The sequence below is a fragment of the Salsuginibacillus halophilus genome (assembly GCF_003014715.1).
Classification (GTDB): domain Bacteria; phylum Bacillota; class Bacilli; order Bacillales; family Marinococcaceae; genus Salsuginibacillus; species Salsuginibacillus halophilus.
This window is the reverse complement of sequence record NZ_PYAV01000007.1, coordinates 1-26,345: the sequence shown is the minus strand read 5'-3', so window position 1 is coordinate 26,345 and position 26,345 is coordinate 1. Positions and strand designations below refer to the sequence as shown.

Genomic DNA, 26,345 nt, shown 5'->3' with positions numbered 1-26,345 from the left:
CCGACTAAGTCGTAACAGGCTTTTCTTTATGCTCATAGCCTGCAATTTTCATACATACAATGCTTGCAGAGCGAGGGGAGGGAGCCGGCTTGAAAAAGAAACGTATTAAACAATGGATGGCTTCAAAACTTGATCTGCCGGCGGATGTCCTTTTAGATGTCCCGCGTGTCACGATGATCGGTCAGTTTGAATGCCGCCTGGATCAACATCTAGGAATTCGCCAGTATCATCCGGACCTCCTTATCGTTAATACAGCTTATGGCTTACTTGCAATCAATGGCGAAGGGCTTGAAATTGTGAAAATTTCAGGTACAACCATGGTCATTCAAGGGAGTATTCACTCTATGGCTTATACAGAGGAGCGGAAGCCAACGTGAAACGTTCATTCAATATGAGACAAGGGCAGGTGACATTGTCGCTTGAAGGCGAGGAGGTTCTTGCACTTGTTAATGCAGCCATGAAAGAAGAGGTCAATTTTCAACGGATTGAAGCAAAATCACCTACGTTTTACAAAGTTAAGATCGATCCAGTGGATGCAGTGCGGATGCGTTCGCTAGCCCGGTCGTACAATGTCCGTATGAAAATTTTATCAAAAGAAGGATGGCCGTTTGCGCTTCACTGGTTAAAAAAGCAGCCTGGATTTTTAGCAGGACCCTTTTTTTTCTTTTTCATCCTGTACATGCTTTCAAACATTGTTTGGAATGTTGATATTGAAGGTGCATCTCCTGAAGTTGAACACATGATTGAGCAATGGATGCAGGAAGAACATATTACCCCCGGAACAAGTCATACGGAACTGCCTCCGCTTGATGTTTTACAAAAGGAGGTTGTCTCAGCTGTGGATGGTGTAACCTGGGTCGGAGTGCGGCTGCAGGGAACACGTTTGAAACTGCAAGTTGTGGAGCAGACCCTGCCGGATGAAGCTGATGAAAAAAATGAACAGCATATCGTTTCTACAAAACGTGCAGTTGTACGAGAAATGTATGTAGAACAAGGTACTGCTGTGAAAGAACCAGGGGATTTTGTTCAGCCGGGTGAAGTGTTAATCTCCGGCATTTTAAATCCGCCAGAACCTGGGGAAGAAAGTAGTGACAACACACCACCGCAGTCCGTAGCAGCTGAAGGTGAAGTTCTCGGAGAAGTGTGGTATGAAGCGGATGTTACCTTCACCCCGGGTCCGGACCTTTCTTTGTTGTCCGGTGAGCGTGAAGTGGCATATCAAATGAATGCTTTTGGTTTGACCCTTCCGATTTGGGGTAATCAAGCTTCAGAGGCATTTACTGAACCTGTCGTGCGTGCAAATACCCATTCATGGCGGATTTTTGGTTACGAGCTGCCGCTGCAAACGAAAAGTATTACGTATTATGAGCAGTCCCAGCAAACGGCAGAGCTTCCGGATGATGCAATGGAAATTACGGCGGTTGAGTTAACCTCACATGAATTAAAAAAAGAGCTGCCTGAAGATGCAGAAGTAACGGGAGAAAAAATTTTGCACCGGCGTGACGAGAATGGTAAAGTGAAAATATCTCTACACTACCAAGTCATGCAAAACATCGCTGAAGATGCGCCGATGATACAAGGAGATTGAGACGATTGACAGATAAACACCGTGAAGTCATTCAGCTCGGCTTAAAAGATGCACCTGAAGCTCAGGCGCTGTTCGGGCCGGGCGATGTCCATTTAAAACGTATTGAAGAAAAACTTGATGTCTCCATTATTACCCGGGGAGAGTCTCTTGTAGTAACTGGAGAGAAGCGCGAAGCCCAAACCGTTTCAGATGTCATGGAAGCGCTCATTCATCTTTTACGGCAGGGTGTGCACATTTCCGAGCGGGATGTGCTTTATGCTGTTCAGTTAAAACTTGATGACCAGCTTGATCAGCTGTATGAGCTGTATCAAGAACAAATTGCAACAAATGCCAAAGGCAAACCGATTTTAGTGAAAACGCTAGGACAGAAAGATTACGTCCGGGCGATTCGTAAGCATGATTTAGTGTTTGGCATTGGGCCTGCCGGGACTGGAAAAACCTACCTTGCTGTCGTTCTGGCAGTTGCAGCTTTAAAACAAGGGGATGTACAGCGGATTGTACTGACCCGTCCGGCAGTTGAAGCTGGCGAAAACCTCGGCTTTCTACCAGGTGATTTAAAGGAAAAGGTTGACCCGTATTTACGTCCACTCTATGATGCACTCCATGACATTTTTGGTGCAGAGCATACAGATCGGTTGATGGAGCGTGGCACAATTGAAGTGGCACCGCTTGCTTATATGCGCGGTCGAACGCTTGATGATGCGTTCGTTATTTTAGATGAAGCGCAGAACACAACAGCAGAGCAGATGAAAATGTTTTTAACCCGGCTAGGTTTTGGTTCGAAAATGATCGTTAACGGCGATTTAACACAAGTTGATCTGCCACGCGGTCAAAAGTCCGGCTTAAAGACAGTAGAAGGCATCTTAAAAGATGTCAATGAAATCGGCTTCGTCTATTTACAAGGTTCCGACGTTGTCAGGCATACCGTTGTACAACGCATTCTTGAAGCTTATGATGCCGTTGAAGACCGTTAAATTGGAAGGAGGCAGCGTATGAAGTACATGGTGGATTTAATCGATGAAACAGATCGTTTATCCGAGGAGCATGAAAAGCTCGTGACAGAAGTTTTACAGCACAGCTGTGCCTACGAACGCATTCCGGAAGGCTCAGAAATTTCGGTGACGTTCGTGGAAAACGATGTCATTCAAAACTTGAACAAAGACTATCGAGATAAAGATGAGGCGACAGATGTTTTAACATTTGCCTTGAACGAAGGTGAAGAAGAAGCTTTAAATGTGGATCAAGATATTCCTGACCTTTTAGGTGATATCGTGATCTCAATCCCAAAAGCAGAGGAACAGGCAGGCGCTTACGGTCATTCTTTAGAGCGCGAGCTTGCCTTTTTAGCTGTTCATGGTTTTTTGCATATGCTTGGTTATGATCACGGGACAAAGGAAGAAGAAGAAGAAATGTTTGCCCGGCAGGAAACTATACTGACTGAATTCGGCCTTGGACGCTAAAGGCCAGCGCGGGCTCGGCCGGCTGCTCCGCTCATTTCGTTTTGCGGCCCGCGGCTTTTTACATACCGCAGGCACAGAGCAGAACATGCAGCTGCATCTTGCCGCCGGGGGAATCGTGTTTGCGGCTGCCTGGTACTTACCGGTGGATCCTGCTCATATCCCGCTGTTAATCTTTCTTGTGGGCGGTATGCTCGCACTTGAAACGATGAACACAGCAATTGAGCGGACGGTCGATTTAATTACAGAAGACTATCATCCTTTAGCTAAGACCGCTAAAGACATCGCGGCAGCTGCTGTGCTGATTTATGCAGTGACGGCAGCTGTCGTCGGTGTTTGGGTATTTTATGAGCCGATACTTCAAATGTTTTAACATACGTATGTGAAAGGAGGCGTTGTGTTGTGAACCGTCAATCGTTTATGAGCGAAGCGATTCAAGCACGCGAACATGCGCACGTACCTTATTCAAAATTTCCGGTTGGTGCGGCGCTGTTAACATCAGAAGGAAATATCATTACTGGTTGTAATGTAGAGAATGCATCTTACGGCTTATCCAACTGCGCTGAGCGAACTGCTGTATTTAAAGCAGTGTCTGAAGGCGCACAAGGTTTCAGTGCGATTGCAGTGGCCGCCGATACAGATGGCCCGGTTGCGCCTTGTGGTGCATGTCGTCAAGTGTTAATGGAATTTTTCAGCCCTGAAGCTGTCGTTGTGCTCGGCAACTTAAAAGGGGATATTACAGAAACAACCGTCGGTGAACTACTGCCGGGGGCGTTCTCGGCAGGCGATCTTCATGACTGATCAGTTTAAATCAGGGTTTGCAGCGCTTGTAGGTCGTCCGAATGTCGGCAAGTCAACGTTAATGAATGAAATTCTCGGCTACAAACTCGCGATTATGAGTGACAAAGCGCAAACGACGAGAAATAAAGTGCAGGGCGTTTACACATCCGAGGACGCTCAAATTGTGTTTATTGACACTCCTGGTATGCACAAACCGAAGCATAAGCTAGGCGACTTTATGGTCAACTCTGCGATCAATGCGTTTCGTGAAGTCGATGTCATCCTCTTTTTAGCAGATGCTGAAGAACGTTTCGGGCCGGGTGAAGAATACATTTTATCGCTTTTGCAAGAGACGAAGACACCTGTTTTTCTCGTCATTAACAAAATTGACCTTGTTCATCCCGATGAGTTATTGAAAAAAATTGAGACTTATCGTCATAAGTATGACTTTTCCGAAGTCATTCCTGTGTCAGCTGAAAAAGGCAACAACATTGAAACGTTAAAAGAGCAGTTGTTAAATTATATGGATGAAGGTCCGCAATATTACCCGGATGATCATGTAACAGACCACCCTGAACAGTTTATTGTATCTGAATTTATCCGTGAGAAAGTTCTTCACCATACCCGCGATGAAATCCCGCATTCGGTTGCTGTCCGGATTGATGAGCTGACAAAACGTGAAGACGGGGCTGTGTATATCAGCGCAACGATTACTGTAGAGCGGAGTTCGCAAAAAGGGATCATTATTGGTAAACAAGGCTCGATGCTGAAAAAAATCGGCCAGGAGGCACGTGAAGATATTGAAGCAATGTTTGGTTCGAACGTCTTTCTCGATTTGTTCGTCAACGTAGAAAAAGACTGGCGCAACCGGCCTCGCTGGCTGCAGGAATATGGTTATAACGAGAGCGACTACTAACTGCTTCCGAATCTGGTTGATTTTAGATGACATCATCGGCTGTCGTTTGGCGAAACTATAAACTGTACAATGAAGTTCTCATGGAAAGAGGGATCACCAATGGAAATTCCAGATTGGACCATGTTTGAACGAACTGGACGCGTTGATGTTTATTTAGATCTAAAAGAAGCAGAAACAAGTGATGGCTCTCAAAATAGCCAGCATGAAACTGAAGTATCTGGGGAACTCCAGGTAGAACTTCCGGAGTGAGTTGTGATGCTGCAAAAAGTTGAAGGGGTCGTCATTCGTACCGTCGATTACGGTGAATCGCATGTGATTGTCACCCTGCTGACAAAAGAACGGGGAAAAATTGCCGTTATGGCCCGAGGCGCAAAAAAGACGAAAAGCACGCTGGCTTCCAGCGTGCAGTTATTTGCGCATGGGATTTACGTTTATAAAGCGGGAAGTGGCCAAGGTGTACACACCTTAAGTCAAGGGGATGTCATTCAATCTTTTCCGTCGATCCGGAAAGATTTACTCTTAACGGCGTACGCGAGCTGTGCTGTTGAACTGATGGATAAAGCGACAAATGACCAAGAAAGAAGCGGACGCTGGTTTGAGCTGCTCAGCGCAGTCCTTGAGCGGATGAATGCTGAAGACCCTCCGGATGTGCTGCTTGGTTACTTAGAGTTGAAGATGACGGTGCCTGCAGGTATTCAACCGTTACTTGAGCGTTGTGTTAACTGTAGCTCCCAGGAAGGGAAATTTTCGTTTTCTGTTCGTGAGGCAGGCTTTTTATGTCATCGTTGTATACATATTGACCCGCGTCGTTACGATATATCACAAGCCTCTGTCAGGGTATTGCAGCAGCTGATGCATGTAGCGCCGGAGCAGCTTGGGAGTATTTCATTAAAAGAAGAAACACGGCGTGAAATTGAAACTGTCATTGATGCATACTACGATAGCTATGCGGGTCTTGTATTAAAATCGAAACGATTCCTTGACCAATGGAAGCGGTGGGGTTATGATAATGGTTAGCGAAATCAGTCGTTCAAAAAGTTGAACGCCAAAATGATATAGTTGTGCAAAGATGAAGAGTAGTATTTGTCCGCTCGCTTGTAAGCGAGCCGGGGATGGTGGAAGCCCGGCAAGTGATGGCAGTGAAGGCACTTCTGAGCACGAAGGATGAAAGCGGCCCGCTTTTAAGTGCGGGCAAGTAGGGTGGAACCGCGGATTATACCGTCCCTACGCCTTTACACAAGGCGTAGGGACGGTTTTATTTTTTTGGGAGGGTTCAATATGAATGTGCAGGATATGATTTTAAACCTTCAGAACTTCTGGGCTGAACAAAACTGTCTGATTATGCAGGCATATGATGTGGAAAAAGGAGCTGGAACGCTGAATCCGATGACATTTTTGAAAAGCATCGGGCCTGAGCCGTGGAATGTTGCTTACGTTGAGCCGTCCCGGCGTCCGGCGGATGGTCGTTACGGTGAAAACCCAAACCGGTTGTATCAGCACCACCAGTTTCAAGTGATCATGAAGCCGTCGCCTGCAAATATTCAAGATCTGTATCTTAAAAGTTTAGAGGCGCTCGGCATTAACCCGCGCGAACATGATATTCGCTTTGTTGAAGATAATTGGGAGCACCCAGCTTTAAGTGCTGCAGGACTTGGATGGGAAGTATGGCTCGACGGTATGGAGATCACCCAGTTTACGTACTTTCAGCAGGTAGGTGGTTTAGACGCTGATCCTGTAAGTGTTGAAATTACATACGGGATCGAGCGTCTTGCTTCTTATATTCAGGATAAAGATAACGTTTTTGAACTCGAATGGGTCGAAGGCTTTACGTATGGAGATGTTTTTTATCAGCCGGAGTATGAACACTCGAAATACACATTTGATGTAGCCGATCATCAAATGTTGTTTGACAGCTTTGATATGAGCGAGAAAGAAGCGCACCGTGCGCTTGCAGAGAACCTCGTCTTCCCGGCTTATGATTACGTATTAAAGTGTTCTCACATTTTCAACTTGCTTGATGCTGGAGGTGCCATTTCAGTTACAGAGCGGACCGGGTACATCGGCCGTGTTCGTAATTTGGCCCGTAAATGTGCAAAAGCATACTTAGAGCAGCGTGAAGAGCTTGGATTTCCGATGTTGAAGGAGGAAAAGACGAATGAGTAAGCCGTTTTTACTTGAAGTTGGTATGGAGGAAATGCCGGCTCGTTTTGTGCCGGATGCAATGACGCAGCTTGAAGAGGCTGCAGCTGAGTGGTTAAAGAGCCGCCGCCTTACGTATGAACGTGTACAAAGCTATGCAACGCCGCGTCGTCTCGCCCTCTTGATTGATGGTTTGGCTGAGATGCAGGAAGATGTCGTAGAAGAAGCGCGCGGCCCGGCAGAAAAAATCGCACTTGATGACAACGGCGAATGGACAAAAGCGGCACTCGGCTTCGCCCGTGGTCAAGGTGTAGCGCCGGAGCAGCTTGAAATTAAAGATACAGATGCAGGTAGATACGTATTTGCCTCGATTGAGCGCAAAGGACGTCCGGCTGCTGAACTGCTGCCGGAAATGAAGACGGTGATTACGAGTTTGTCGTTTCCAAAAAATATGCGCTGGGGCCATTACAGCCTCCGCTTTGTTCGCCCAATTCATTGGATTGTTGCGTTGTATGGCAGTGAAGTCATTCCGTTTGAAATTACGGATGTAGCAACTAATCGCGTAACTTACGGCCACCGCCCGCTCGGCGGACGACGGGAGCTTGAAGAAGCTTCTAAGTACCGTGAAGAGCTGCTTAGTGAACATGTCATCGTAGACCCTGTCGAACGTAAAGAAGCGATCCGTAAGCAGCTTGTGATGATTGAACAAGAACAAGGCTGGAAAATCCCGGCGGATGAAGCGCTGCTTGATGAAGTGACGCATCTCGTTGAGTATCCGACAGCGCTGTATGGCTCGTTCACAGAGAGCTTTCTCGAAATTCCAGAAGAAGTATTAATTACATCGATGAAAGAACATCAGCGATATTTTCCGGTTCAAGATGAAAACGACAAGCTGCTTCCATACTTTATCACTGTACGTAACGGTGATCACGAGCATCTTGATAATGTTCGTAAAGGAAATGAAAAAGTACTGCACGCCCGTCTTGCTGATGCGGCCTTTTTCTACCGTGAGGATTTAAAGCTTGCACCAGATGAAGCGGTTAAGCAGCTTGACAGTATCGTACACCACGAAAATATTGGAACGATGGGTGATAAAGTACGCCGTACGAAAAAGTTGACTGAACGCTTTAACAACCTGCTTGAAGTCGAAGAGCCTACCGCTGAGGAGGCGGTGCGTACGGCTGAAATTGCGAAGTTTGATTTGGTCACACTCATGGTGGACGAGTTTTCAGAACTGCAAGGGCTTATGGGTGAAAAGTACGCGCTAGAAGCCGGGGAAACACCGGCGGTTGCATCAGCTATTAATGAACACTACAGCCCGCGCCATTCCGATGATACACCAGCTGAAAGTACCCCGGGGGCCATTGTTGCGTGTGCAGACAAGCTTGATACGATCGTTACATCTTTTGCAATCGGGCTTATACCGACAGGCTCACAAGACCCTTACGCGCTCCGCCGCCAGGCTGCTGGTGTTGTACAGACGGTAATGACACACCGCTGGCCGCAGGCACTTGAAGTGATGATTGATGAGGCGGTGCAAGTTGTACTTCAAGAAGGTTTACAGACAGAAAATGAGCAAAAGCTGAAAGAAGAGCTGCTTGACTTTTTCCGTCTCCGCTTGAAAAACGAACTAACAGAAGCAGGTATCCGTTATGACATCATTGATGCAGTACTTGCTCATGCACCGGGCCGTCTTGATGTACTTCTTGAAAAAGCAGAACTGCTGCAGGCAAAAACTTTAGATGCAGCATTTAAGCGTGAAGTTGAAGCGTTCAGCCGCGTTAACAACATTGCAAAGAAAGCAGAAGGCCTGACAGGGGAAGTACAGCCGGAACACTTTGAAAAAGAAGAAGAAAAGGCGCTTTATAACGCTTATCACGAACTGGAGGAGCTGCCGCAGTTGTTGAGCGACCACCATACGAAGCAGGCCTATGAGCAGTTGGCAAACCTTGCGCCGGTCATTGATCAATACTTTGAGGAAGTGATGGTTATGGCTGAGGAAGAAGCTGTACGTCACAATCGTTTGCTGCAGATGAAACATTTAGCAGCGATGATTTATGCGTTCGCTGATTTCCAGGCTGTTGTTTTTGCCAGTGAATAAGCATACGCGATTTATGTGCTGCGTAAACTTTTCTTTGCTGTAGGCCGCCTGATTCGTATATAATATTAGACGAAATAGCATAACACATTTGTGTTATGAAGGCGGTGATGACCATCGAATTATCAGAACGGCAGGAACACATTTTAACGATTGTAAAAGAAGAAGGACCGATCACAGGTGAACAAATTGCAGATAAATTAAGCTTAACCCGGGCCACTCTTCGGCCGGATCTGGCCATATTAACAATGGCTGGATTTTTGGATGCCCGGCCGCGGGTCGGGTATTATTTCACGGGGAAAACAGGTTCACAGCTTTTAACAGAAAAAATTAAGCAGTTAAAAGTGAAAGATCACCAATCATTACCAGTTGTTGTAAAAGAATCATCATCGGTTTATGATGCAATTTGCAGCATGTTTCTTGAAGATGTCGGTACCTTATTTGTTGTAGATAGTCACGGAAAACTTGTCGGCATTTTGTCTCGTAAAGACTTACTTCGGGCAAGTATTGGAAAGCAAGAGCTTGAAAGTATTCCGGTCAGCATTATCATGACCCGTGCGCCAAACTTAACGGTGTGTGAAAAGGATGATTATATCATTGAAGCGGCGAGCAAGTTGATTGAGTTTCAAATTGATGCTCTCCCTGTTGTGAAAAGTAAAGACAGTGCAGGTTTTGAGGTCGTTGGACGCCTGACGAAAACAAATATTACGAAGCTGCTTGTTGAAATCGCCAATGATGAACATGAATAATTTAGAGAAACCTTTTAGCTACATCATAAAAGTTAGGTTCTTTTCGTAAAAAGATATGCTTTTACAATAGGCTGAAGCTTTGTCTGCAAAAGCTTGTTCCCGTGCACCACAGGCCTTGAAGGGAGAGAACTATGAGTTTACAAAATAAAGCCATTGTTTATGTTGTTTCAGATTCGGTTGGGGAAACGGCCGAACTTGTTGTAAAGGCGGCTGCCAGTCAGTACGGCGAGGCTGGTGTTGAAGTGCGCCGAATCCCTTATGTTGAAGACGAGGGAACGATTGAAGAAGTGTTGAAGCTGGCCCGGGAAGTGAACGCCCTCGTTGCTTTTACACTCGTTGTACCTGAAAGGCGCAATTACTTACTAGACCGGGCACACGGTTTAGGCGTGGAGACGGTTGATATTTTAGGTCCGGTGATGGATCCTCTTTCAAAAATGACTGGAGAAGCCCCTAAAAATGAGCCTGGGCTCGTTTATAAGCTTGATGAAGACTACTTTCGAAAAGTTGAGGCCATTGAATTTGCAGTAAAATATGATGACGGCCGGGACCCTCGCGGTATCATGGCAGCAGATGTCGTCTTAATCGGTGTATCAAGAACGTCAAAAACGCCGCTGTCACAATATTTGGCGCATAAACGATTAAAGGTTGCAAATGTACCGCTTGTGCCGGAAGTAGAACCGCCGGAAGAATTGTTTAAAGTAAGTCCTGATAAGTGTATCGGCTTAAAAATCAGCCCGGAGAAATTAATCGATATCCGGGTGGAGCGGCTTCGGGCACTCGGTTTAAAACCGGAGGCGGATTATGCAAGTAAAAACCGAATTTATGATGAACTGCACTATGCAGAGCAAATCATGGAGCGAATCGGCTGTACCGTTGTCGATGTGAGCCATAAAGCCGTTGAAGAAACAGCCAATGTTATATCAAGCATGTTTCAAGTTAAGTGATTTAAGAAAACGTACAGAAATTTTCTGTGCGTTTTCGTAGGCAAACGGCAATTTTTTTATTATAATGATTTAATGTGTCTTCTAACGTGAACAAACAGGACGATCATCGTCGGGCGGTTGTACCGGCGCTTTTTCTTTGCCCGTCTCGGGGACAAAAAGCGAGTGAAATTTGCACCTTCTGCAATTTTCGAAAGGAATTTCAAGAAGCCCGTCGAATACAACATAAGCAGGGAAGGAATCGTTTGTGCATTAAAACGTTCGTACACGTAGACTAATGAAGCAGGTGATCGTGGATGAACCAGCGGATTCCTGAAGAAACGGTGGAAGCAGTTCGAAGCAGTGTGAACATTGTCGATGTAATTTCCACCTACGTTCAGTTGACTAAGCAAGGTCGAAACTATATGGGGCTCTGCCCGTTCCACGGAGAAAACACACCATCGTTTTCGGTATCAGAAGAGCGGCAGTTGTATCATTGTTTCGGCTGTGGGGCCGGTGGAAATGCAATCAGCTTCATGATGGAAATGGAACAAATCAGCTTCCCAGAAGCTGTCTCCCAGCTGGCACCGGTGGCCGGCGTCGAGATTTCATTACCGCACGACGGGTACAACAACAGTCCAGAACGAGCTTCGGAAAGGGAGATGATTGAGGGTCATGAGCTTGCAGCAAAGTTATTTCATCACCTTTTGATGAATACATCTCAAGGTGAGGCGGCTTATGAATATTTACAGAGCCGCGGCCTAACAGAAGAAGTGATGCAGGCTTATCAACTTGGTTATGCTCCAGAACACAGGCAGACGCTTGTTTCTTTATTTGAAAAGCGGGGTTATTCGCTAGAGCGTATGACAGAAGCAGGGCTGCTGGTTCGCTCTGACCGGACCGGTGAGTACTTTGATAGGTTCAGTGGCCGGGTGATGTTTCCGGTTGCTGAGCGGCGCGGACGACTTATTGCATTTGGCGGCCGGGCGCTTGGAGAAGATGAACCGAAGTACTTAAACAGCACAGAGACGCCGGTGTTTAAAAAGAATGAAACATTGTACGGTTTTGCTGCAGCCCGTCAGGCGATCCGCCGCTCCGGACGTGCGGTATTATTTGAAGGCTACATGGACGTGATTGCTGCCTATCGCGCCGGTCTTGAAGAAGGTGTTGCAACGCTTGGTACGTCTTTTACCGAAGCACAGGCCCGTGTTCTCCGCCGCAATGCAGGGCAGGTTACAGTTTGCTACGACGGCGATGGTGCAGGCGTTGAGGCTGCACTTAAAGCAGCTGAACTGCTTGATGGCGGTGATGTAGATATACGGATTTCGCTTTTACCGGAAGGCATGGATCCGGATGACTATATCAGTTCTTATGGTACACAGGCATTTTTGAGCGATATCATTGAAGGGGCTCTACCAGTTGTGGCCTTCAAGATTCAGTCGTTAAAACGAGGAAGAAACCTTCAGCAGGAAGGAGACCGCCTGGCTTATATCGAAGATGTACTTGCGGCTTTAACAGACGTTCCGCGTGCAGTCGAGCGCGAACATTATATGCAGCAGCTTGCCGAAGAGTTCTCACTGTCTCTTGATGCATTAAAGCAGGAGCAGTACAGAATGTATAAGCAAAAACGGCGCCGCGGTGAAGCGCCACAGCAGCAAAAACGTGAACGTACACCTAAAACTTTTGAAAGCGGACGGCTTCGCTCACGCTTTGAGAATGCTGAACGTCATCTGCTGCACCATATGCTTAGAGACCGGTCGACCGCATATACAGTGGAACAGCAGCTTGGCGGGGAATTTAACGTTAATGAGCATACAGCCATCGCAGCTTATCTTTATGCGTACTATAATGAAGGCCGTCCACCGGATGTGAGCGCATTTTTAGAGCGCCTTGAAGATGAAGAGTTACAAAGGCGGGTATGTGAGATTGACATGATCGAAAATGGGGAATACTTGACTGAAGAAGCGCTTTTCGATTATATTGAACAGATTAGAATGTATCCAAAGTGGGTAGAAATAGAAGAAAAAGAAAAACAGGTGAAATTGGCAGAGCAGCGGCAGGACATGACAGAAGCTGTCGCACTTGCGAACGAAGTGCTTCAACTCCGCAAGGCATTACAAAACCAACGGCATGCGCCGATGTGAACGAGCATACGACTTGCGAAGCCGATCATTGATGATAAGTGTGAAGATTGGAAGGAGGGTCCCGCATGGCAGAGAAGCAGGAACAAGAACAACAACAGCAGGAGCGCCCCATCGCGGATAGTGAAATGACCATTGATCAAGTGAAAGACCAACTGCTTGAACTCGGAAAAAAGCGTGGCGTTTTGACGTACGCAGAAATTACCGAGAAGCTGGCACCATATGACCAGGATTCTGAGCAGATGGACGAATTCTTTGAATACCTTGGTGAACAAGGCGTGGACATTCAAAATGAAGGCGAAGAAGTTCCTAGTATGGAACAAGTTGAAAAAGAAGAAGGCGAACTCGATTTAAATGATTTAAGTGTGCCGCCGGGAATTAAAATTAACGATCCGGTGCGTATGTATCTAAAAGAAATCGGCCGTGTTCCACTTCTATCAGCAGATGAGGAGATTCAACTGGCACAGCGCATTGAACAAGGTGATGAAGAGGCGAAACGCCGTTTAGCTGAAGCCAACCTGCGTCTTGTTGTAAGTATTGCCAAGCGTTATGTCGGACGGGGCATGCTCTTCCTTGATTTAATTCAAGAAGGTAACATGGGCTTAATTAAAGCTGTTGAAAAGTTTGACTACAATAAAGGTTATAAGTTCAGTACGTATGCGACGTGGTGGATACGACAGGCAATTACTCGTGCAATTGCTGACCAGGCACGCACCATCCGTATTCCGGTACACATGGTTGAGACGATTAACAAGTTGATCCGTGTGCAGCGTCAGCTTCTACAGGATCTTGGTCGTGAGCCTACACCGGAAGAAGTGTCCGAGGAAATGGACTTAACCCCGGATAAAGTGCGGGAAATTCTTAAAATCGCGCAAGAGCCTGTATCTCTGGAAACACCAATTGGTGAAGAAGACGATTCTCATCTTGGTGATTTCATTGAAGACCAAGAAGCACTAGCGCCTTCTGATGCAGCAGCATATGAACTGCTTAAAGAGCAGCTTGAAGATGTGCTGGACACGTTAACTGATCGGGAAGAAAATGTTCTCCGCCTCCGTTTTGGTCTTGATGACGGCCGTACACGTACGCTTGAAGAAGTAGGTAAAGTCTTTGGTGTTACGCGCGAACGTATCCGTCAAATTGAGGCAAAAGCGCTTCGTAAGCTTCGCCATCCGAGCCGGAGTAAACGTCTAAAAGATTTCATGGAATAAAATACTCGACAAGGTTTTCCGAACAGGAAAACCTTGTTTATTATCGCTTTATCCGGGGGATCATTATGGCACAAGACCAGGATCGAAAAGACATCATCATCCAGGAAATTCAGTATTGGAAAAAGCATCAACTGCTGCCGGCAGCTTATTGTGATTTTTTACTTATGCTTTATACAGAAGGTGAGACATCAGAAGAAACAGCAAGCAGCCGCTCTTTTTTTATTGAGCGGTTAAAGCAGATTTGGGCAGCTACGTTCGTGTTATCTGCTTTCTTCTTATTGCTTGTCATGTTTTATTTTACTGAAATTTCCTTTCTTTTGCAAATGCTAACCGCTTTCCTTTTCATCACTGGAACGCTTTATTTAAGTTATCGGATGAAAGCCCGTGTAGACTTATTAAGGCATATTTTTATATTTGCAGGGGCGTTGATGTTGTTTTTAACGACAACCCAAATGGCCGATGTTTATGGTGGAGATGGGAGTCTGCCGGTGATACTTACCGTCTTTATGAATTGTGCGGGATGGCTTGCAGCCGGAGTTTACTGGCGTTTGAAATACTTAACCATTGCCGGCGCTGCAGGTGTTGTGCTTATGGCCGGCTTTTTTATCATTTGGTAAGATGAGCACGTGACAAATTAGGCAAAAGTCTAAGCAAATGCTTTTCTAACTGGTGATTTTCGAGTAAAATAAACATCGTGGAAGCAAGTTAAAATTTTCGGCAAAGGAGGGAAAGCGTATGAAACGATCACCGCTCATCCCGTTTTTAATGATTGCGATTTTTGGTATTCTTCTTATGTTATCCATTTCGTTTTTCGGTGTAACACAGCAGGCCGAAATTTTAGAAGACGATGAGGAAAATGGAGAGGAAGAAGAAGAGGAGTTTGAGGACCCAATTGAACATGGAGAGGCTGTTTATGAGGAGAGCTGTCTCCAGTGTCACGGGGACAACCTTGAAGGTGGAAGTGGTCCGGCTATTGACGGTTATGATGCCGATGATACACTTCAAGCCATTGAAGAAGGCCCAGGTTCTATGCCTGCAGGCACTGCTGAAGGAGAAGATGCAGAAGCCGTAGCAGAGTATGTTGAAAACTATGAGTAAATGATAAACATAATGAAAGACAAGATAGCTTTCTTCCAACAGGGCACTCATGCAGCGAAACTGTATGGTGAATTGGAGGGAAGCTTCTTTTATGTGAAAGGAGAATTTGGCGTGGGAGATATTCAACTTTCACCACGGCTTGAGTCAGTCGCAAGCTTTGTTCATCGTCAGAAAAAGCTGCTCGATGTTGGAAGTGATCATGCTTTGCTTCCGCTAGCTTTGCACAAGCGGGGACAAATTGATGAAGCGGTTGCCGGAGAAGTCAATCAAGGACCTTTTGAAGCTGCTGTCAAAAACATTGATGCTTACGGCGCTGCCTCTACAATTACAGCCCGGCATGGCGACGGCTTATTTGTGCTTCATGCTGAAGAAGCTGTAGATGTTGTTACGATTTGCGGGATGGGCGGTGAGCTAATTGCCCGGCTGCTTACAGAAGGAAAATCGCGCTTGAGTGGTAAAGAAAGGCTTGTACTGCAGCCAAATATGGCAGCAGCTTCTATTCGCCGCTTTCTGATCGATCACGGGTATGAACTTGTTGCTGAAGATGTTGTTCAGGAAGGTCATCGTTTTTATGAAGTACTTGCCGCTGAATCAGGTGATCCTTATAAACCTTATCAAGATGTTGACAGAGATGCAGCACTTTTACTTGGCCCATTTTTGCTTCAGCAGAAAAAAACTGCTTTTATTGAAAAATGGAAGCGGGAATATCAAGAATGGGAACGTGTATTAAAAGCGCTCGAGCATGCAGCTGATGACGAAGCTGTTTTGCAAAAACGAGATGAGCTCAAACGAAAGATGAACATTGTAGAGGAGGCGGTTTTATGAGTAAAGTCGCGCAAAAAGATATGATCATTTCTTTGTTTGAACAATGGTCACCACGGAAACTTGCTTTAGATAAGGATCCGGGCGGATTGATGATCGGCACGCTCGATCAACCGGTGCAAAAAGTACTTACGACCCTTGATGTTACAGAAGCTGTCGTCGATGAGGCAATTGAAAAGGGTGTGGACTTAATTATTGCTCACCATCCACTCATTTTTAAGCCGCTGACAGAAATTGATGTAAAGCACGGGCAGGGTCCGATCATTGAAAAATGCATTAAGCATGACATTACCGTTTATGCAGCACACACAAACCTAGATGCAGCTCGTGGCGGGGTCAATGATATGCTCGCTGAAGCACTTGGGCTTCAGTCTCCAAATGTTCTTGTTCCAACGTACGAAGAAAAGTTAAAAAAACTCGTTGTCTTTGTGCCACAGGAAAACGTTGAAGAAGTGCGTCAAGCCCTCGGTGATGCAGGAGCCGGACATATTGGCGATTACAGTCACTGCACGTATGGTGTTGATGGGACAGGTACATTTATACCAGGGGATGAGACAAATCCACACATCGGTACACAGGGCGAGCTTGAATTTGTCGATGAAAAGCGGATGGAGACGGTAGTGCCTGTCTCAAAACTTCCTGAAGTGCTTCAAGTGTTAACCGGTGTCCACCCTTATGAAGAGCCGGCATACGATATTTATCCTGTAGAACTTCCGGGAGAAGTTTACGGTCTCGGGCGGATCGGTCAGTTAGCATCCTCAATGACATTAGAGGCTTTTGCTGAAAAAGTGAAAGAAGATTTGAATGTACCGGCTGTTCGAGTTGTCGGCCCGGCACATGCGACTGTAGAGCGGGTCGCCGTGCTCGGCGGGGACGGGAATAAGTTCTGGCCACAAGCACAGAAGCAAGGGGCTGATGTATATGTGACCGGCGACATTTACTTTCATACGGCACAAGACGCGCAGATGGAAGGTTTAAATATGGTTGACCCGGGGCACCACGTTGAAGCGGTTATGAAAGAAGGCGTACAACAACGACTGCAAAATCAGGTGAACGAGATGGGGTTTGCTGTTGAAGTTTTAGCTTCACAACGTTCGACTGAGCCGTTTCGTTTTCAATAAGCTAATAAAATAAAGGCGGACAGCCCTCTGCTGTCCGCCTTTATTTTATTTCTTCGCTTTTACTTTTGGTAGAATTTTACGACCTTCAACTTTACTTTCCTTATCCCAAGTTGCTGGATCATTCGGATCGTACTGCTGTAGGAAGGTAATAACTTCTTTTGTGATTGGTGTCGGGGTAGAAGCACCAGAAGTAACCCCAACTTTTTCGATCCCTTCAAGCCAATCAAACTGAAGATCTTCTACGCTTTCAATACGGTAAGCTGGCGTACCGGCAATGGTGTGAGAAACTTGAGCTAAGCGATTGGAGTTATTGCTGATCGGATCTCCTACAACAATTAATAAATCGCACTCCTTCGCTTGTTCAGCTACAGCTTCTTGACGAACCTGCGTAGCCATACAAATTTCGTTGTGCACTTCGGATTGTGGATAGATTTCCATCGTCCGCTTCATAATGTCAGAAACGTCCCACTGGCTCATCGTCGTTTGGTTTGTGATTAAGATCTTATCATCTTCGGCTAAATCGAGCGCTTCAACATCATCCATTGTTTCAACAAGGTTGACGATGTCAGGGGCAACCCCGACAGCACCTTCAGGCTCTGGGTGACCACGCTTACCGACGTAGACAATTTTATAACCTTCATCCCGCTTATCGCGGATTAAGTCGTGTGTCCGGGTCACATCCGGGCATGTAGCGTCCACCGTTGTTAAGCCTTTTTCTTTAGCGAGCTCGCGAACTTCAGGAGCCACACCGTGAGCGGTGAAAATAACAGTGCCATGCTCAACTTCTTTTAAGATTTCATAACGGTTTGGACCATCCAGTGAAATGATGCCTTCATCTTCGAATGCATCAGTAACGTGTTTATTGTGAACAATCATACCGAGAATGTAGATCGGCCGTGGCAGATCCATATTTGCTGCTGCCTGGCGGGCAAGAACCATCGCGTCAACTACGCCGTAGCAATAGCCGCGCGGAGAAATTTTCAATACTTCCATCAAAAGGCCTCCTCAAAGCTAGAATCAAAGCTCTGTTCGACTCAAACCTCATTATACTATCTGGAGTAAAAGAACGAAAGCCGTAAGCTTCATTTAGCTGAATCACTGACAAAATGTGTCGATGTCAACTGAGATGTGTTAAAATATTAGAGCCTTTCAACCGAGGTCAGGAGTGAATATAATGACAAAAGCATTTCAACAAATGGGAATCAACCAAGGATTAATTCAAGTATTAGAAAATCGGCGGATTACAAAACCGACAGATATACAACAGCGCCTGCTGCCAGCCGGCTTAAAAGGAACAGATGTGATCGGTCAATCGCAGACAGGAACAGGTAAAACACTTGCCTATCTTCTGCCGATTGTGCAGAACGTTCAACCAGAATCAGCGCATGTGCACGCAGTCATTACTGCGCCGACGCGCGAGCTTGCCTTTCAAATTCACGATGAGTTGTTAGCTCTTTTGGCTTATGAACCAAATACATCCATCCGGACAAAAAAAGCGATTGGTGGAACGGACCGGGAGCAAAACGTCGAAAGTTTAAAAAATCCTCCTCATATCGTTGTAGCCACGCCTGGACGGCTGCATGATATGGTCGTGAAGCAAAACGTGCTTGATGTGCACCGCGCTGCCACATTCGTCATTGATGAAGCCGATCAAATGCTTGATATGGGCTTTATTGAGCTCACGGACCAAGTTGCTGCACGTATGCCGGAAAATGTACAAACGATGGTATTTTCCGCGACAATTCCAGAGAAATTGAAGCCGTTTCTCCGCAAGTATATGAATCAGCCGCGCCACGCTCATGTAAAACCAGAAGAAGCAGCACCGGCGCGTATTCATCATTACTTAATCCCGGTGAAAAACCGGACGCGTGTGGAGATGGCAGTGAGTGCCGCAAAAGCGGTTCGTCCGTATTTGGCTTTACTTTTTGCCAACACGAAAGAAGAAGCTGATGAGTTATTTGACGCCATGATTGCTGAAGGATTTAATGTAGACCTTTTACACGGAGGGGTCGCACCACGACAGCGAAAGCAGGTGTTTCGCAGGTTAAATGATGCAAGCGTACAGTTTGTTGTATGCACAGACTTAGCAGCGCGCGGCATGGACATTGACGGTGTGAGCCACATCATTAACACCGGGCTGCCGTCGGATTTAGAATATTATATTCACCGTTCCGGTCGTACAGGTCGTGCCGGAGCTGATGGTGAAGTGTTCACGATTGTCGATAAAAAAGAGGAGACGTTAATTGAAAAGCTCGCCTCACGCGGCATCCGTTTCGGCTACCGCGATGTGAAACGCGGTGAATGGGAAGTGCTTGAACACCTCGGCAGTGGCTCGCGGCCGGGACAGGCGAAGCGGAAACAGCCGAAACAACCAACAAAGGCTAAAGAGGCAGGCCCGCCGCCGAAAAAGCCGAAACAGGTGAAACCTGGTTACAAAAAGAAACAGCAAGGCAGACGGGGGAAAAGATAAAGAAATAATGAGGGGGAGATGACATGCTGCTCGGATCACACGTATCGATGAGCGGAAAAAAGATGCTTTTAAATGCAAGTGAAGAGGCTGCCTCTTACAATGCGACAACGATGATGATTTACACCGGTGCGCCGCAAAACACGCGTCGTAAAGCAATTGAAGACTTAAATATCGAAAATGGACATGCACATATGCAGGAAAATGGCATTCAGGATGTAGTTGTCCATGCACCGTATATTATTAATATTGCAAATACAGAAAAGCCGGAAACCTTTCAGCTTGGGGTGGATTTTCTCCGGTCTGAATTAGAGCGGACAGAAGCGATTGGTGCCGGACAAATTGTGCTGCATCCTGGTTCACATGTCGGCGCAGGGGCTGATGCCGGTATTCAAAGGATTGCTGAAGGGTTAAATGAAGTCTTAACAAAAGACACAAAGGCGCAGATTGCGCTTGAGACGATGGCTGGTAAAGGTTCCGAGGTCGGGCGGTCATTTGAAGAGATTGCCCGGATTATCGAGCTTGTAGATGAAAATGATAAACTTTCGGTTTGTTTTGATACATGTCACGTACATGATGCCGGCTATGATATCGTTAATGATTTTAATGGTGTCATTGATGAATTTGATCAAGTGATTGGCCTTGACCGGCTAAAAGTTCTTCATATTAATGACAGTAAGAATCCACAAGGTGCTCGTAAAGACCGCCACGAAAACATTGGTTTTGGCTACATTGGCTATGAAGCGATTGAGAGGATTGTGCACGATGAGCGTTTCGCAAACATCCCTAAAATTTTAGAAACGCCTTATGTTGGTGAAGATAAGAAAAATAAAAAGCCGCCTTACGCTCATGAAATTGCAATGCTTTCGGAAAAGTCGTTTGACGCCTCATTTCGTGAGCGCATCTTAGAAACGATGAGAGCAGACACTTAAACCGCGCTTATCTTCAATGCCGAAAGCATCACCACATTGCGAAGTCAACAAAGATTTAATCTGCACGCTGAAGCATCTCGAAATGAGGTGCTTTTTTTAGCTTCTAACAAAAAAAACTGAAACATACGATAAGGTGTGACCAGCACATAATTTTCAAAAAATTTTTTATGCAAAAATATTCGTGTGAAATCTGCTATTAAGGGGGTTTTGAAGCATAGAAGAAGCAACTTTTCATTCAAAGATCCAACAGAGATTATAGATTTTTGGAAAATTTTATAGATTTACTGTTTAAAATTTAGTATAATCAATTTGGAATAAAAAAGGAAAAAAATTCTGACAAATGAGTAAAGGTTATGTGTTAGAGGGGGACTTTGATGGTCAACTTAACTTATAAGCCTGAGCTTCAGGATTTTTCGGACACGTTCATGAAATTAAGCGAAGGCGCACAGCTTGTGCTTGGACACCGGGGAAATCTTGTTTCACTCAATAGCGAGGCGAAAACATTGTTTAAAGATGCGGAGAGCTGGCTTGAAACGCTGGAAAACGTACGAGCCGGGCAGTTATTTTTACAAGATCTTTATTATGATCAGCGGATGAAAGAGCGAACGCTCGTTCACCACTGGTGTGGCCGTACTTTTACCCTGAACTATAAAGGGATGTATGATGCAGGTCACTTTGTGCTACAAGAAGCGCCCGCTGGACCAAGCGAGCGTCGGACAAACTGGGATGCGATCATGCCGGGATGCAGAGACTTTATTAACGAAGCTTACTTTCCATGCATGATCATTGACCATAATCATCGTGTCCGTCATGTCAATCAAGCATATAAAGACAGGTTTGAAGAATTTGGTGCTTTAAATGACGGTGGTTTCAGCTGTAGTGAAGCGTCTACTGGGGAGCAGTTAACAAACCTTATCAAAAAAGCTTTTGAAGAAGAGAAATTTCAACATGATGTCTATGAACAAGGCTGGACGTGTATCGAAATGTCTGCCATGTATATTCGTCGTGAAAAGATTGTGCTCGTTATGTTTCAAGACATCTCAAGTCAGAAGAAGTATCAAGAGCTGCTGACGTATAAGCAGCAGATGGAATCAGTTTCACACCTTGCAGCTGGTGTTGCTCATGAGCTGCGCAATCCGCTGTCAGTCATCAAAGGTTTTTTACAGCTTTCCCAGTTAACAGGGAACTTCGACAAATATGCAGGAACCATTATGTCCGAGATTGGGCGGATGAATGAAATCATCGAGAACTTTTTGTCCATGGCACGGCAAAATGCAGAGCCAGTCATTTTAGCACCGAGCAAGCTATTTGCTCCTATTGATGATATTCTTCGTTCAGAATGTATGCTTCAAAATATTGAATACACTTCAGCATTGTATGAAGGCAGCCGCAAAGCTTTAATGAACGAAACGATGGTGAAGCAAGTCGTGTTAAACTTGCTTAGAAATGCTTGTGAAGCATTCCCAGAAAGTCAAAAGAAGAAACATATCCACATGAACACGTATGTTAAAGACGATTTTTACTGTATAGAATTTATAGATAATGGCCCGGGAATTCCAAATGAAACACTGGCACAGCTTGGAGAACCATTTGTCACGACGAAAGATAAAGGCACAGGGATTGGCATTCCACTTTCCAAACGTATCGTTGAAGACCATCACGGGGAATTTGAGATTGAAACTCAAGAAAACGAGGGAACGTCGGTGTATGCGAAGTTTCCATTACTGCCGTAGCAGAACCTTTGGCTATCTTTAGTAAAATCTTCTTAATTTTTCGTAAAGCAAGATAAACTTTCTAATCATATTTTGGTTGACGAGTTATACCCTGTTTGGTATAGTTATCAATTGTGAGTTGTTTAAGCGCCGGTGTATTTGGCGCTTTTTTTCATGTTTTATGCTAGAGAGACACGGGAAACAACATGATTGTGTGTTAAAAAAGGTTCTTTATTAAGTTCGCACAAATCTTAAGATAAAGGACCTAGATTATGGATGGAGGTGTCCGAATGACAGCACGTTGGCTCGTTCTTCTTCTTACGGCTTTTCTTATGCTGACCGGATTTGAGCAAGAACAACTTGAGGACCGGATTCAAGCTTTAGAAGAGAAAGAAGAAGAGCTAAATGACGCTGAAGTTTGGGAAACAGAAGACTTAGAGGCGATTACGTTTGATCGTGATCTTGAGGATATGAGTTATCACGAATGGATGGACGCGCAAGAAACCGCTGCGTATTTTCATGAAGAAAGTGAAGGGGATTTTAAAGAAGACTGGTCACTGTTTTTAGTGACAAAGGCGCTGGAAAAAGATATTGATCCACACATTGTATATGAGCTTCTGCGGATTGAAACCGGCGACACATTTGACCCTGATCTTGTTGGGCCGGAAACACAGTACGGTCATGCGTATGGATTAGGCCAGTTTATGAAAAACACAGCTCCTTGGATGGCAGAAAAAGCTGGGCTTCCGTACGAGCATTCATTATTATATAACCCATACTATTCCATGGAATTGACGGTCACCTACCTTGATTATCTGTATGAGGAGTACGGGGACTGGGATAATGCCTTAACAGCTTATCATCGAGGTAAAGGCGGCTTAGCAGCTTATAAAGAAGAAAATGGCACAGCTCGAAGCTGGTATGCTGAAGATATTCAAGTAGAAGCAGCTGAACAAAAGGAACTTGCTGCACGCGGCGATTAATTGCAGCCGCCCGTTGAAGCGGGCGGCTCATTTTTTGTCTCAACGGCTTTAAAATCAGAAGCAGAATGGTTTACAGCTCGGCTGGAATTCGCTATACTATGAGCTGGCTAAATCGTAATTATTTTGATTTCAGTAAAGTGATAAATGAAGGAGGCATGAGCTGTGACTGAAAATGAAAACCCGGTGGTTGAGATTGATCATTTAACATATCGGTACGGCTCACAAAATGTACTAGAAGATATTTCATTAACCGTCGAGCCGGGATCATTTGTTGGTTTGGTCGGTCCCAACGGTTCTGGGAAGTCCACCTTGGTTAAGTCTCTTCTCGGCTTATTATCTCCGCAAAGTGGTTCAGTAAAGCTTTTTGGACGTCCACAACAGCGTTTTAAAGCGTGGAGCCGCATCGGTTATGTCTCGCAAAAAGCCAACAGCTTTAATGCCGGTTTTCCTGCAACTGTTTTTGAAGTCGTATCAATGGGGCTTTATGGTAAAGTCGGCATGCTCCGTTTTTTAAACCGTAAGCATAAACAACAAGTTCGTGAAGCGATTCAGGCAGTAGGTATGAGCGAGTACGAAAAGCGAAATATTGGAGAGCTCTCCGGCGGACAGCAGCAACGCGTTTTTATTGCACGGGCGTTAGTTAGTGAGCCGGAATTGTTAATTTTGGATGAGCCGACTGTCGGTGTGGATGCTTATTCGGTACAGAGTTTTTATGATTTGTTGTCGGAGTTAAATCAAGAACGCGGATTGACGCTGCTGTTGATTACGCACGATATTGGGGCGATGACCCGCTACGTGACCGATGTCGCCTGCTTGAATAAACATCTTCACTTTCACGGAACACCTGGTGAATTTGAAAGAAACCAAGACTTATCCGCGTTTTATGGTCATGATGTGCAGTTAATTACACATGAGCATGAACCTGCGCATGCGGGTGGAGGCAGAGGTTGATGATTGAAGCATTTTTTCGTTTCGATTTTTTACAGTACGCGTTATTCACGGGTCTTATGATTGGATTTTTGGCGCCGGTTCTCGGCGTCTTTCTTGTGGTTAAACGAATGTCTTTAATTGCAGATGCACTGTCTCATATTACATTAACCGGCATTGCGTTCCATATGCTGTTAGCACGTTATAACCCGACGATTGCAGCTGTTACACCTTTGTATTTAGGTTTAGCGTTTTCGGTGAGCGGTGCCTTATTTATTGAGTGGCTCCGGCGGATGTATACGAGCTTTAAAGAGCTGGCGATCCCGATTGTCTTGTCTGGTGGAATTGGCCTTGGTGTCGTATTTATTTCACTTGCTGACGGCTTTACAACAGATTTATTTAATTACTTATTCGGCAGCGTAGTTGCAGTGACGATTCAAGACGTCCGGTTGATTGCTATAATTACAATTGTTGTTACGGTACTTTTAACTTTGTTTTATAAAGAACTTTTTTATTTGTCATTTGATGAAGAGCATGCCGCTGTAGCCGGACTGCCGAGGCAATGGCTTCATCTTTTATTTATTGTAATGGTGGCGCTTGTTATTACAGCTTCGATGCGGATTGTCGGGATTCTCCTCGTATCAGCATTAATGTCGTTGCCCGTCGCTGCAGCGATGCAGTGGGCGAAGAGTTTTAAGCAGATGTTTGTTTATGCTGTGCTCATTGGAGAGGTTTCTGTTGTTACTGGTTTGATTTTTGCATTTCAACTCGATTGGTCCGCCGGCGGGACCATCGTTCTTGTAGCTGTCGGGCTCCTGCTTTTATCTATGGCAGGTCGGCGCCTGCTTACAAAAGTAGCAGTACAGATGAACAACCGACGCACTACATCGGTTGAATAAGCGTACAGCTTTTCAGACGTACGCGTTTTATGTAAAATTGAGGCTGAACAGCCATTGGGGCGAATGAAGTATGGAATTACTGCAGGAACTAACCTTTATTCAGCGCGGTGTGTTTGCCGCGGTGCTGGTCGGTTTAATCTGTCCGTTGATTGGGGTCTTTTTACTCGTCCGTCGCATGACGATTATTTCTGAATCATTATCCCATGTCACTTTAACAGGGATTTCAGCAGGAGTGCTGGCAGCACAGGTGACGGTGGTTTTTCAAAATGTGAATCCAATGTATTTCGGTGCAGTATTTGCACTTGTCGGCTCGCTTTTAATTGAACGGCTTCGTGCGGAATATCAACATTTTCAAGAGCTTGCGGTTCCGATCATTTTGTCGGCAGGTATTGGCTTAAGTGCAGTGTTTATCAGTATTGCAGACCGCGGATATAATGAATGGTTTACGTATTTATTTGGCAGTATTGTTTCTGTAACGCTGGATGATTTACAGTTTATGATCATTACAGCGGCTGTTGTACTTGCCGTACTGCTGTTCTTTTTTAAAGAACTTCTTGCTGTCTCATTTGATCCGGAGTTTGCCGGCGTCTCCGGTATATCAACAGGTAGAGTGAATGCACTGTTTGCTGTTTTGATTGCATTAACAATCGCTATGTCTATGAAAGTGGTTGGCATTCTGCTCGTTGGTGCGCTCGTTACGCTACCGGCGGCAGCTGCATTTCGTCTTGCTAAAAGTTTTCGGCAGAATTTAATTTTAAGTGTACTGTTTGGTCAGATCTCTGTACTTACAGGTGTTTATACGTCTTATCATTTAAATGTCGCTACCGGGGGTACGATTGTCATGACAGCTGTGCTGTTGTTAATTGCAGCGCATGGTATTGAGTTTATGCTTACCCGCCGAAATAATCAAAGGAGTGACGTTCATGAAACTTGAGACAGCGCTTGAGAAAATGAAAGAAGCAGGGTTTAAAAATACGGCAAAGCGCCGTGAAATCCTCGAATTTTTTTTAGATGAAGAGCGCTACATTTCCGCGCGGGATGTCCTAGAAGATATGAAGAGCCGTCACGATGGTCTGAGCTATGATACAGTGTACCGGAATCTTGCAACTTTTGCAGAGATCGGTCTGTTAGAAATGACTGAGCTTGATGGTGAAAAACGCTTCAGATTGACTTGTGAAACCCCGCATCACCATCATCATATGATCTGCTTAGCGTGTGGACGAACCGAGCATGTGAATGCATGCCCGATGGATAGTGTAGAAATGGATAATACAGATTTTTCGATCACAGCTCATAAATTTGAAATATATGGTCACTGCGCTGATTGCAACCAACATGAAATTGAATAAAAGTTGATGTGACAAGGGTTTTGCTGTGAGTCAATTAAT

Annotated in this window: 28 protein-coding genes; 27 read left to right on the top strand and 1 reads right to left on the bottom strand. The window is 45.3% G+C overall.

The window, feature by feature from the left end; genetic code table 11:
• Positions 1–89: 89 nt before the first annotated feature.
• From yqfC to B0H94_RS07545, 19 genes are all read left to right on the top strand, one after another.
• A complete protein-coding gene (gene yqfC / locus B0H94_RS07635; protein WP_181315311.1) occupies positions 90–377 on the top strand; it encodes a sporulation protein YqfC in 288 nt (95 codons plus the stop codon).
• Positions 374–1,588 carry a sporulation protein YqfD gene (gene yqfD, locus B0H94_RS07630; protein ID WP_106588675.1) on the top strand — a complete coding sequence of 405 codons (1,215 nt, stop codon included), beginning with the start codon at positions 374–376 and terminating at the stop codon, positions 1,586–1,588. Before yqfC ends, yqfD begins: the two co-directional genes overlap by 4 nt.
• A gap of 5 nt (positions 1,589–1,593) precedes the next feature.
• Positions 1,594–2,562: a PhoH family protein gene (locus tag B0H94_RS07625; RefSeq protein ID WP_106588674.1), complete on the top strand. Its 969-nt coding sequence runs from the start codon at positions 1,594–1,596 to the stop codon at positions 2,560–2,562.
• Positions 2,563–2,580: 18 nt separating this feature from the next.
• Complete coding sequence (ybeY, locus tag B0H94_RS07620) at positions 2,581–3,048, top strand: rRNA maturation RNase YbeY (protein ID WP_106588673.1); 468 nt, start codon at positions 2,581–2,583, stop codon at positions 3,046–3,048.
• A complete protein-coding gene (locus B0H94_RS07615; protein ID WP_106588672.1) occupies positions 3,038–3,418 on the top strand; it encodes a diacylglycerol kinase family protein in 381 nt (126 codons plus the stop codon). The genes ybeY and B0H94_RS07615 overlap by 11 nt, the downstream gene beginning before the upstream one ends.
• A 29-nt stretch (positions 3,419–3,447) precedes the next feature.
• The gene (locus tag B0H94_RS07610) at positions 3,448–3,846 is read left to right on the top strand and encodes a cytidine deaminase (RefSeq protein WP_106588671.1); all 399 of its coding nucleotides are present in this window, start codon (positions 3,448–3,450) and stop codon (positions 3,844–3,846) included.
• Positions 3,839–4,741 carry a GTPase Era gene (gene era / locus B0H94_RS07605; RefSeq protein WP_106588670.1) on the top strand — a complete coding sequence of 301 codons (903 nt, stop codon included), beginning with the start codon at positions 3,839–3,841 and terminating at the stop codon, positions 4,739–4,741. Before B0H94_RS07610 ends, era begins: the two co-directional genes overlap by 8 nt.
• Before the next feature lie 99 nt (positions 4,742–4,840).
• Positions 4,841–4,990 carry a YqzL family protein gene (locus B0H94_RS07600; protein ID WP_106588669.1) on the top strand — a complete coding sequence of 50 codons (150 nt, stop codon included), beginning with the start codon at positions 4,841–4,843 and terminating at the stop codon, positions 4,988–4,990.
• A 6-nt stretch (positions 4,991–4,996) separates the two neighbouring features.
• The gene (gene recO, locus B0H94_RS07595) at positions 4,997–5,758 is read left to right on the top strand and encodes a DNA repair protein RecO (RefSeq protein WP_106588668.1); all 762 of its coding nucleotides are present in this window, start codon (positions 4,997–4,999) and stop codon (positions 5,756–5,758) included.
• Between the two features lie 261 nt (positions 5,759–6,019).
• Positions 6,020–6,904, top strand: a complete 885-nt coding sequence (glyQ, locus tag B0H94_RS07590; RefSeq protein WP_106588667.1) for a glycine--tRNA ligase subunit alpha — start codon at positions 6,020–6,022, stop codon at positions 6,902–6,904.
• Positions 6,897–8,981: a glycine--tRNA ligase subunit beta gene (gene glyS, locus B0H94_RS07585; protein WP_106588666.1), complete on the top strand. Its 2,085-nt coding sequence runs from the start codon at positions 6,897–6,899 to the stop codon at positions 8,979–8,981. The genes glyQ and glyS overlap by 8 nt, the downstream gene beginning before the upstream one ends.
• A 107-nt stretch (positions 8,982–9,088) precedes the next feature.
• A complete protein-coding gene (ccpN, locus tag B0H94_RS07580) occupies positions 9,089–9,727 on the top strand; it encodes a transcriptional regulator CcpN (protein WP_282432534.1) in 639 nt (212 codons plus the stop codon).
• A 131-nt stretch (positions 9,728–9,858) separates the two neighbouring features.
• Positions 9,859–10,671: a pyruvate, water dikinase regulatory protein gene (locus tag B0H94_RS07575; protein ID WP_106588664.1), complete on the top strand. Its 813-nt coding sequence runs from the start codon at positions 9,859–9,861 to the stop codon at positions 10,669–10,671.
• Between the two features lie 293 nt (positions 10,672–10,964).
• Positions 10,965–12,791 carry a DNA primase gene (gene dnaG, locus B0H94_RS07570; RefSeq protein WP_106588663.1) on the top strand — a complete coding sequence of 609 codons (1,827 nt, stop codon included), beginning with the start codon at positions 10,965–10,967 and terminating at the stop codon, positions 12,789–12,791.
• A 65-nt stretch (positions 12,792–12,856) separates the two neighbouring features.
• Positions 12,857–13,996 carry an RNA polymerase sigma factor RpoD gene (gene rpoD / locus B0H94_RS07565; protein WP_106588662.1) on the top strand — a complete coding sequence of 380 codons (1,140 nt, stop codon included), beginning with the start codon at positions 12,857–12,859 and terminating at the stop codon, positions 13,994–13,996.
• Positions 13,997–14,061: 65 nt separating this feature from the next.
• Positions 14,062–14,613 carry a hypothetical protein gene (locus tag B0H94_RS07560; protein WP_106588661.1) on the top strand — a complete coding sequence of 184 codons (552 nt, stop codon included), beginning with the start codon at positions 14,062–14,064 and terminating at the stop codon, positions 14,611–14,613.
• Between the two features lie 118 nt (positions 14,614–14,731).
• Positions 14,732–15,094: a c-type cytochrome gene (locus B0H94_RS07555; RefSeq protein WP_106588660.1), complete on the top strand. Its 363-nt coding sequence runs from the start codon at positions 14,732–14,734 to the stop codon at positions 15,092–15,094.
• Between the two features lie 111 nt (positions 15,095–15,205).
• Complete coding sequence (locus B0H94_RS07550; RefSeq protein ID WP_181315309.1) at positions 15,206–15,919, top strand: tRNA (adenine(22)-N(1))-methyltransferase; 714 nt, start codon at positions 15,206–15,208, stop codon at positions 15,917–15,919.
• Complete coding sequence (locus B0H94_RS07545) at positions 15,916–17,037, top strand: Nif3-like dinuclear metal center hexameric protein (RefSeq protein WP_106588658.1); 1,122 nt, start codon at positions 15,916–15,918, stop codon at positions 17,035–17,037. Before B0H94_RS07550 ends, B0H94_RS07545 begins: the two co-directional genes overlap by 4 nt.
• A 45-nt stretch (positions 17,038–17,082) precedes the next feature.
• On the opposite strand, the gene B0H94_RS07540 is transcribed toward B0H94_RS07545, so the two are convergent.
• Positions 17,083–18,030: a 4-hydroxy-3-methylbut-2-enyl diphosphate reductase gene (locus B0H94_RS07540; protein WP_106588657.1), complete on the bottom strand. Its 948-nt coding sequence runs from the start codon at positions 18,028–18,030 to the stop codon at positions 17,083–17,085.
• 181 nt (positions 18,031–18,211) lie between these two features.
• Here B0H94_RS07540 and B0H94_RS07535 point away from each other — a divergent pair, with 181 nt between their 5' ends.
• From B0H94_RS07535 to B0H94_RS07500, 8 genes are all read left to right on the top strand, one after another.
• Positions 18,212–19,507, top strand: a complete 1,296-nt coding sequence (locus B0H94_RS07535; protein ID WP_106588656.1) for a DEAD/DEAH box helicase — start codon at positions 18,212–18,214, stop codon at positions 19,505–19,507.
• Positions 19,508–19,530: 23 nt separating this feature from the next.
• Positions 19,531–20,436 (top strand): deoxyribonuclease IV, encoded by a 906-nt coding sequence (locus B0H94_RS07530; protein WP_106588655.1) that lies wholly within the window; start codon positions 19,531–19,533, stop codon positions 20,434–20,436.
• Between the two features lie 374 nt (positions 20,437–20,810).
• Positions 20,811–22,169, top strand: coding sequence for a sensor histidine kinase (locus B0H94_RS07525; RefSeq protein ID WP_106588654.1), 1,359 nt, complete (start codon positions 20,811–20,813; stop codon positions 22,167–22,169).
• 269 nt (positions 22,170–22,438) lie between these two features.
• Complete coding sequence (locus B0H94_RS07520; RefSeq protein ID WP_106588653.1) at positions 22,439–23,131, top strand: lytic transglycosylase domain-containing protein; 693 nt, start codon at positions 22,439–22,441, stop codon at positions 23,129–23,131.
• A 162-nt stretch (positions 23,132–23,293) separates the two neighbouring features.
• Positions 23,294–24,082 carry a metal ABC transporter ATP-binding protein gene (locus tag B0H94_RS07515; RefSeq protein ID WP_106588652.1) on the top strand — a complete coding sequence of 263 codons (789 nt, stop codon included), beginning with the start codon at positions 23,294–23,296 and terminating at the stop codon, positions 24,080–24,082.
• Positions 24,082–24,957: a metal ABC transporter permease gene (locus B0H94_RS07510; RefSeq protein WP_106588651.1), complete on the top strand. Its 876-nt coding sequence runs from the start codon at positions 24,082–24,084 to the stop codon at positions 24,955–24,957. Before B0H94_RS07515 ends, B0H94_RS07510 begins: the two co-directional genes overlap by 1 nt.
• A 70-nt stretch (positions 24,958–25,027) precedes the next feature.
• Entirely contained in the window at positions 25,028–25,891 is an 864-nt protein-coding gene (locus B0H94_RS07505) for a metal ABC transporter permease (protein WP_106588650.1), read from the top strand.
• Positions 25,881–26,306 carry a Fur family transcriptional regulator gene (locus B0H94_RS07500; protein WP_106588649.1) on the top strand — a complete coding sequence of 142 codons (426 nt, stop codon included), beginning with the start codon at positions 25,881–25,883 and terminating at the stop codon, positions 26,304–26,306. The genes B0H94_RS07505 and B0H94_RS07500 overlap by 11 nt, the downstream gene beginning before the upstream one ends.
• The last annotated feature ends 39 nt before the right edge of the window (positions 26,307–26,345 follow it).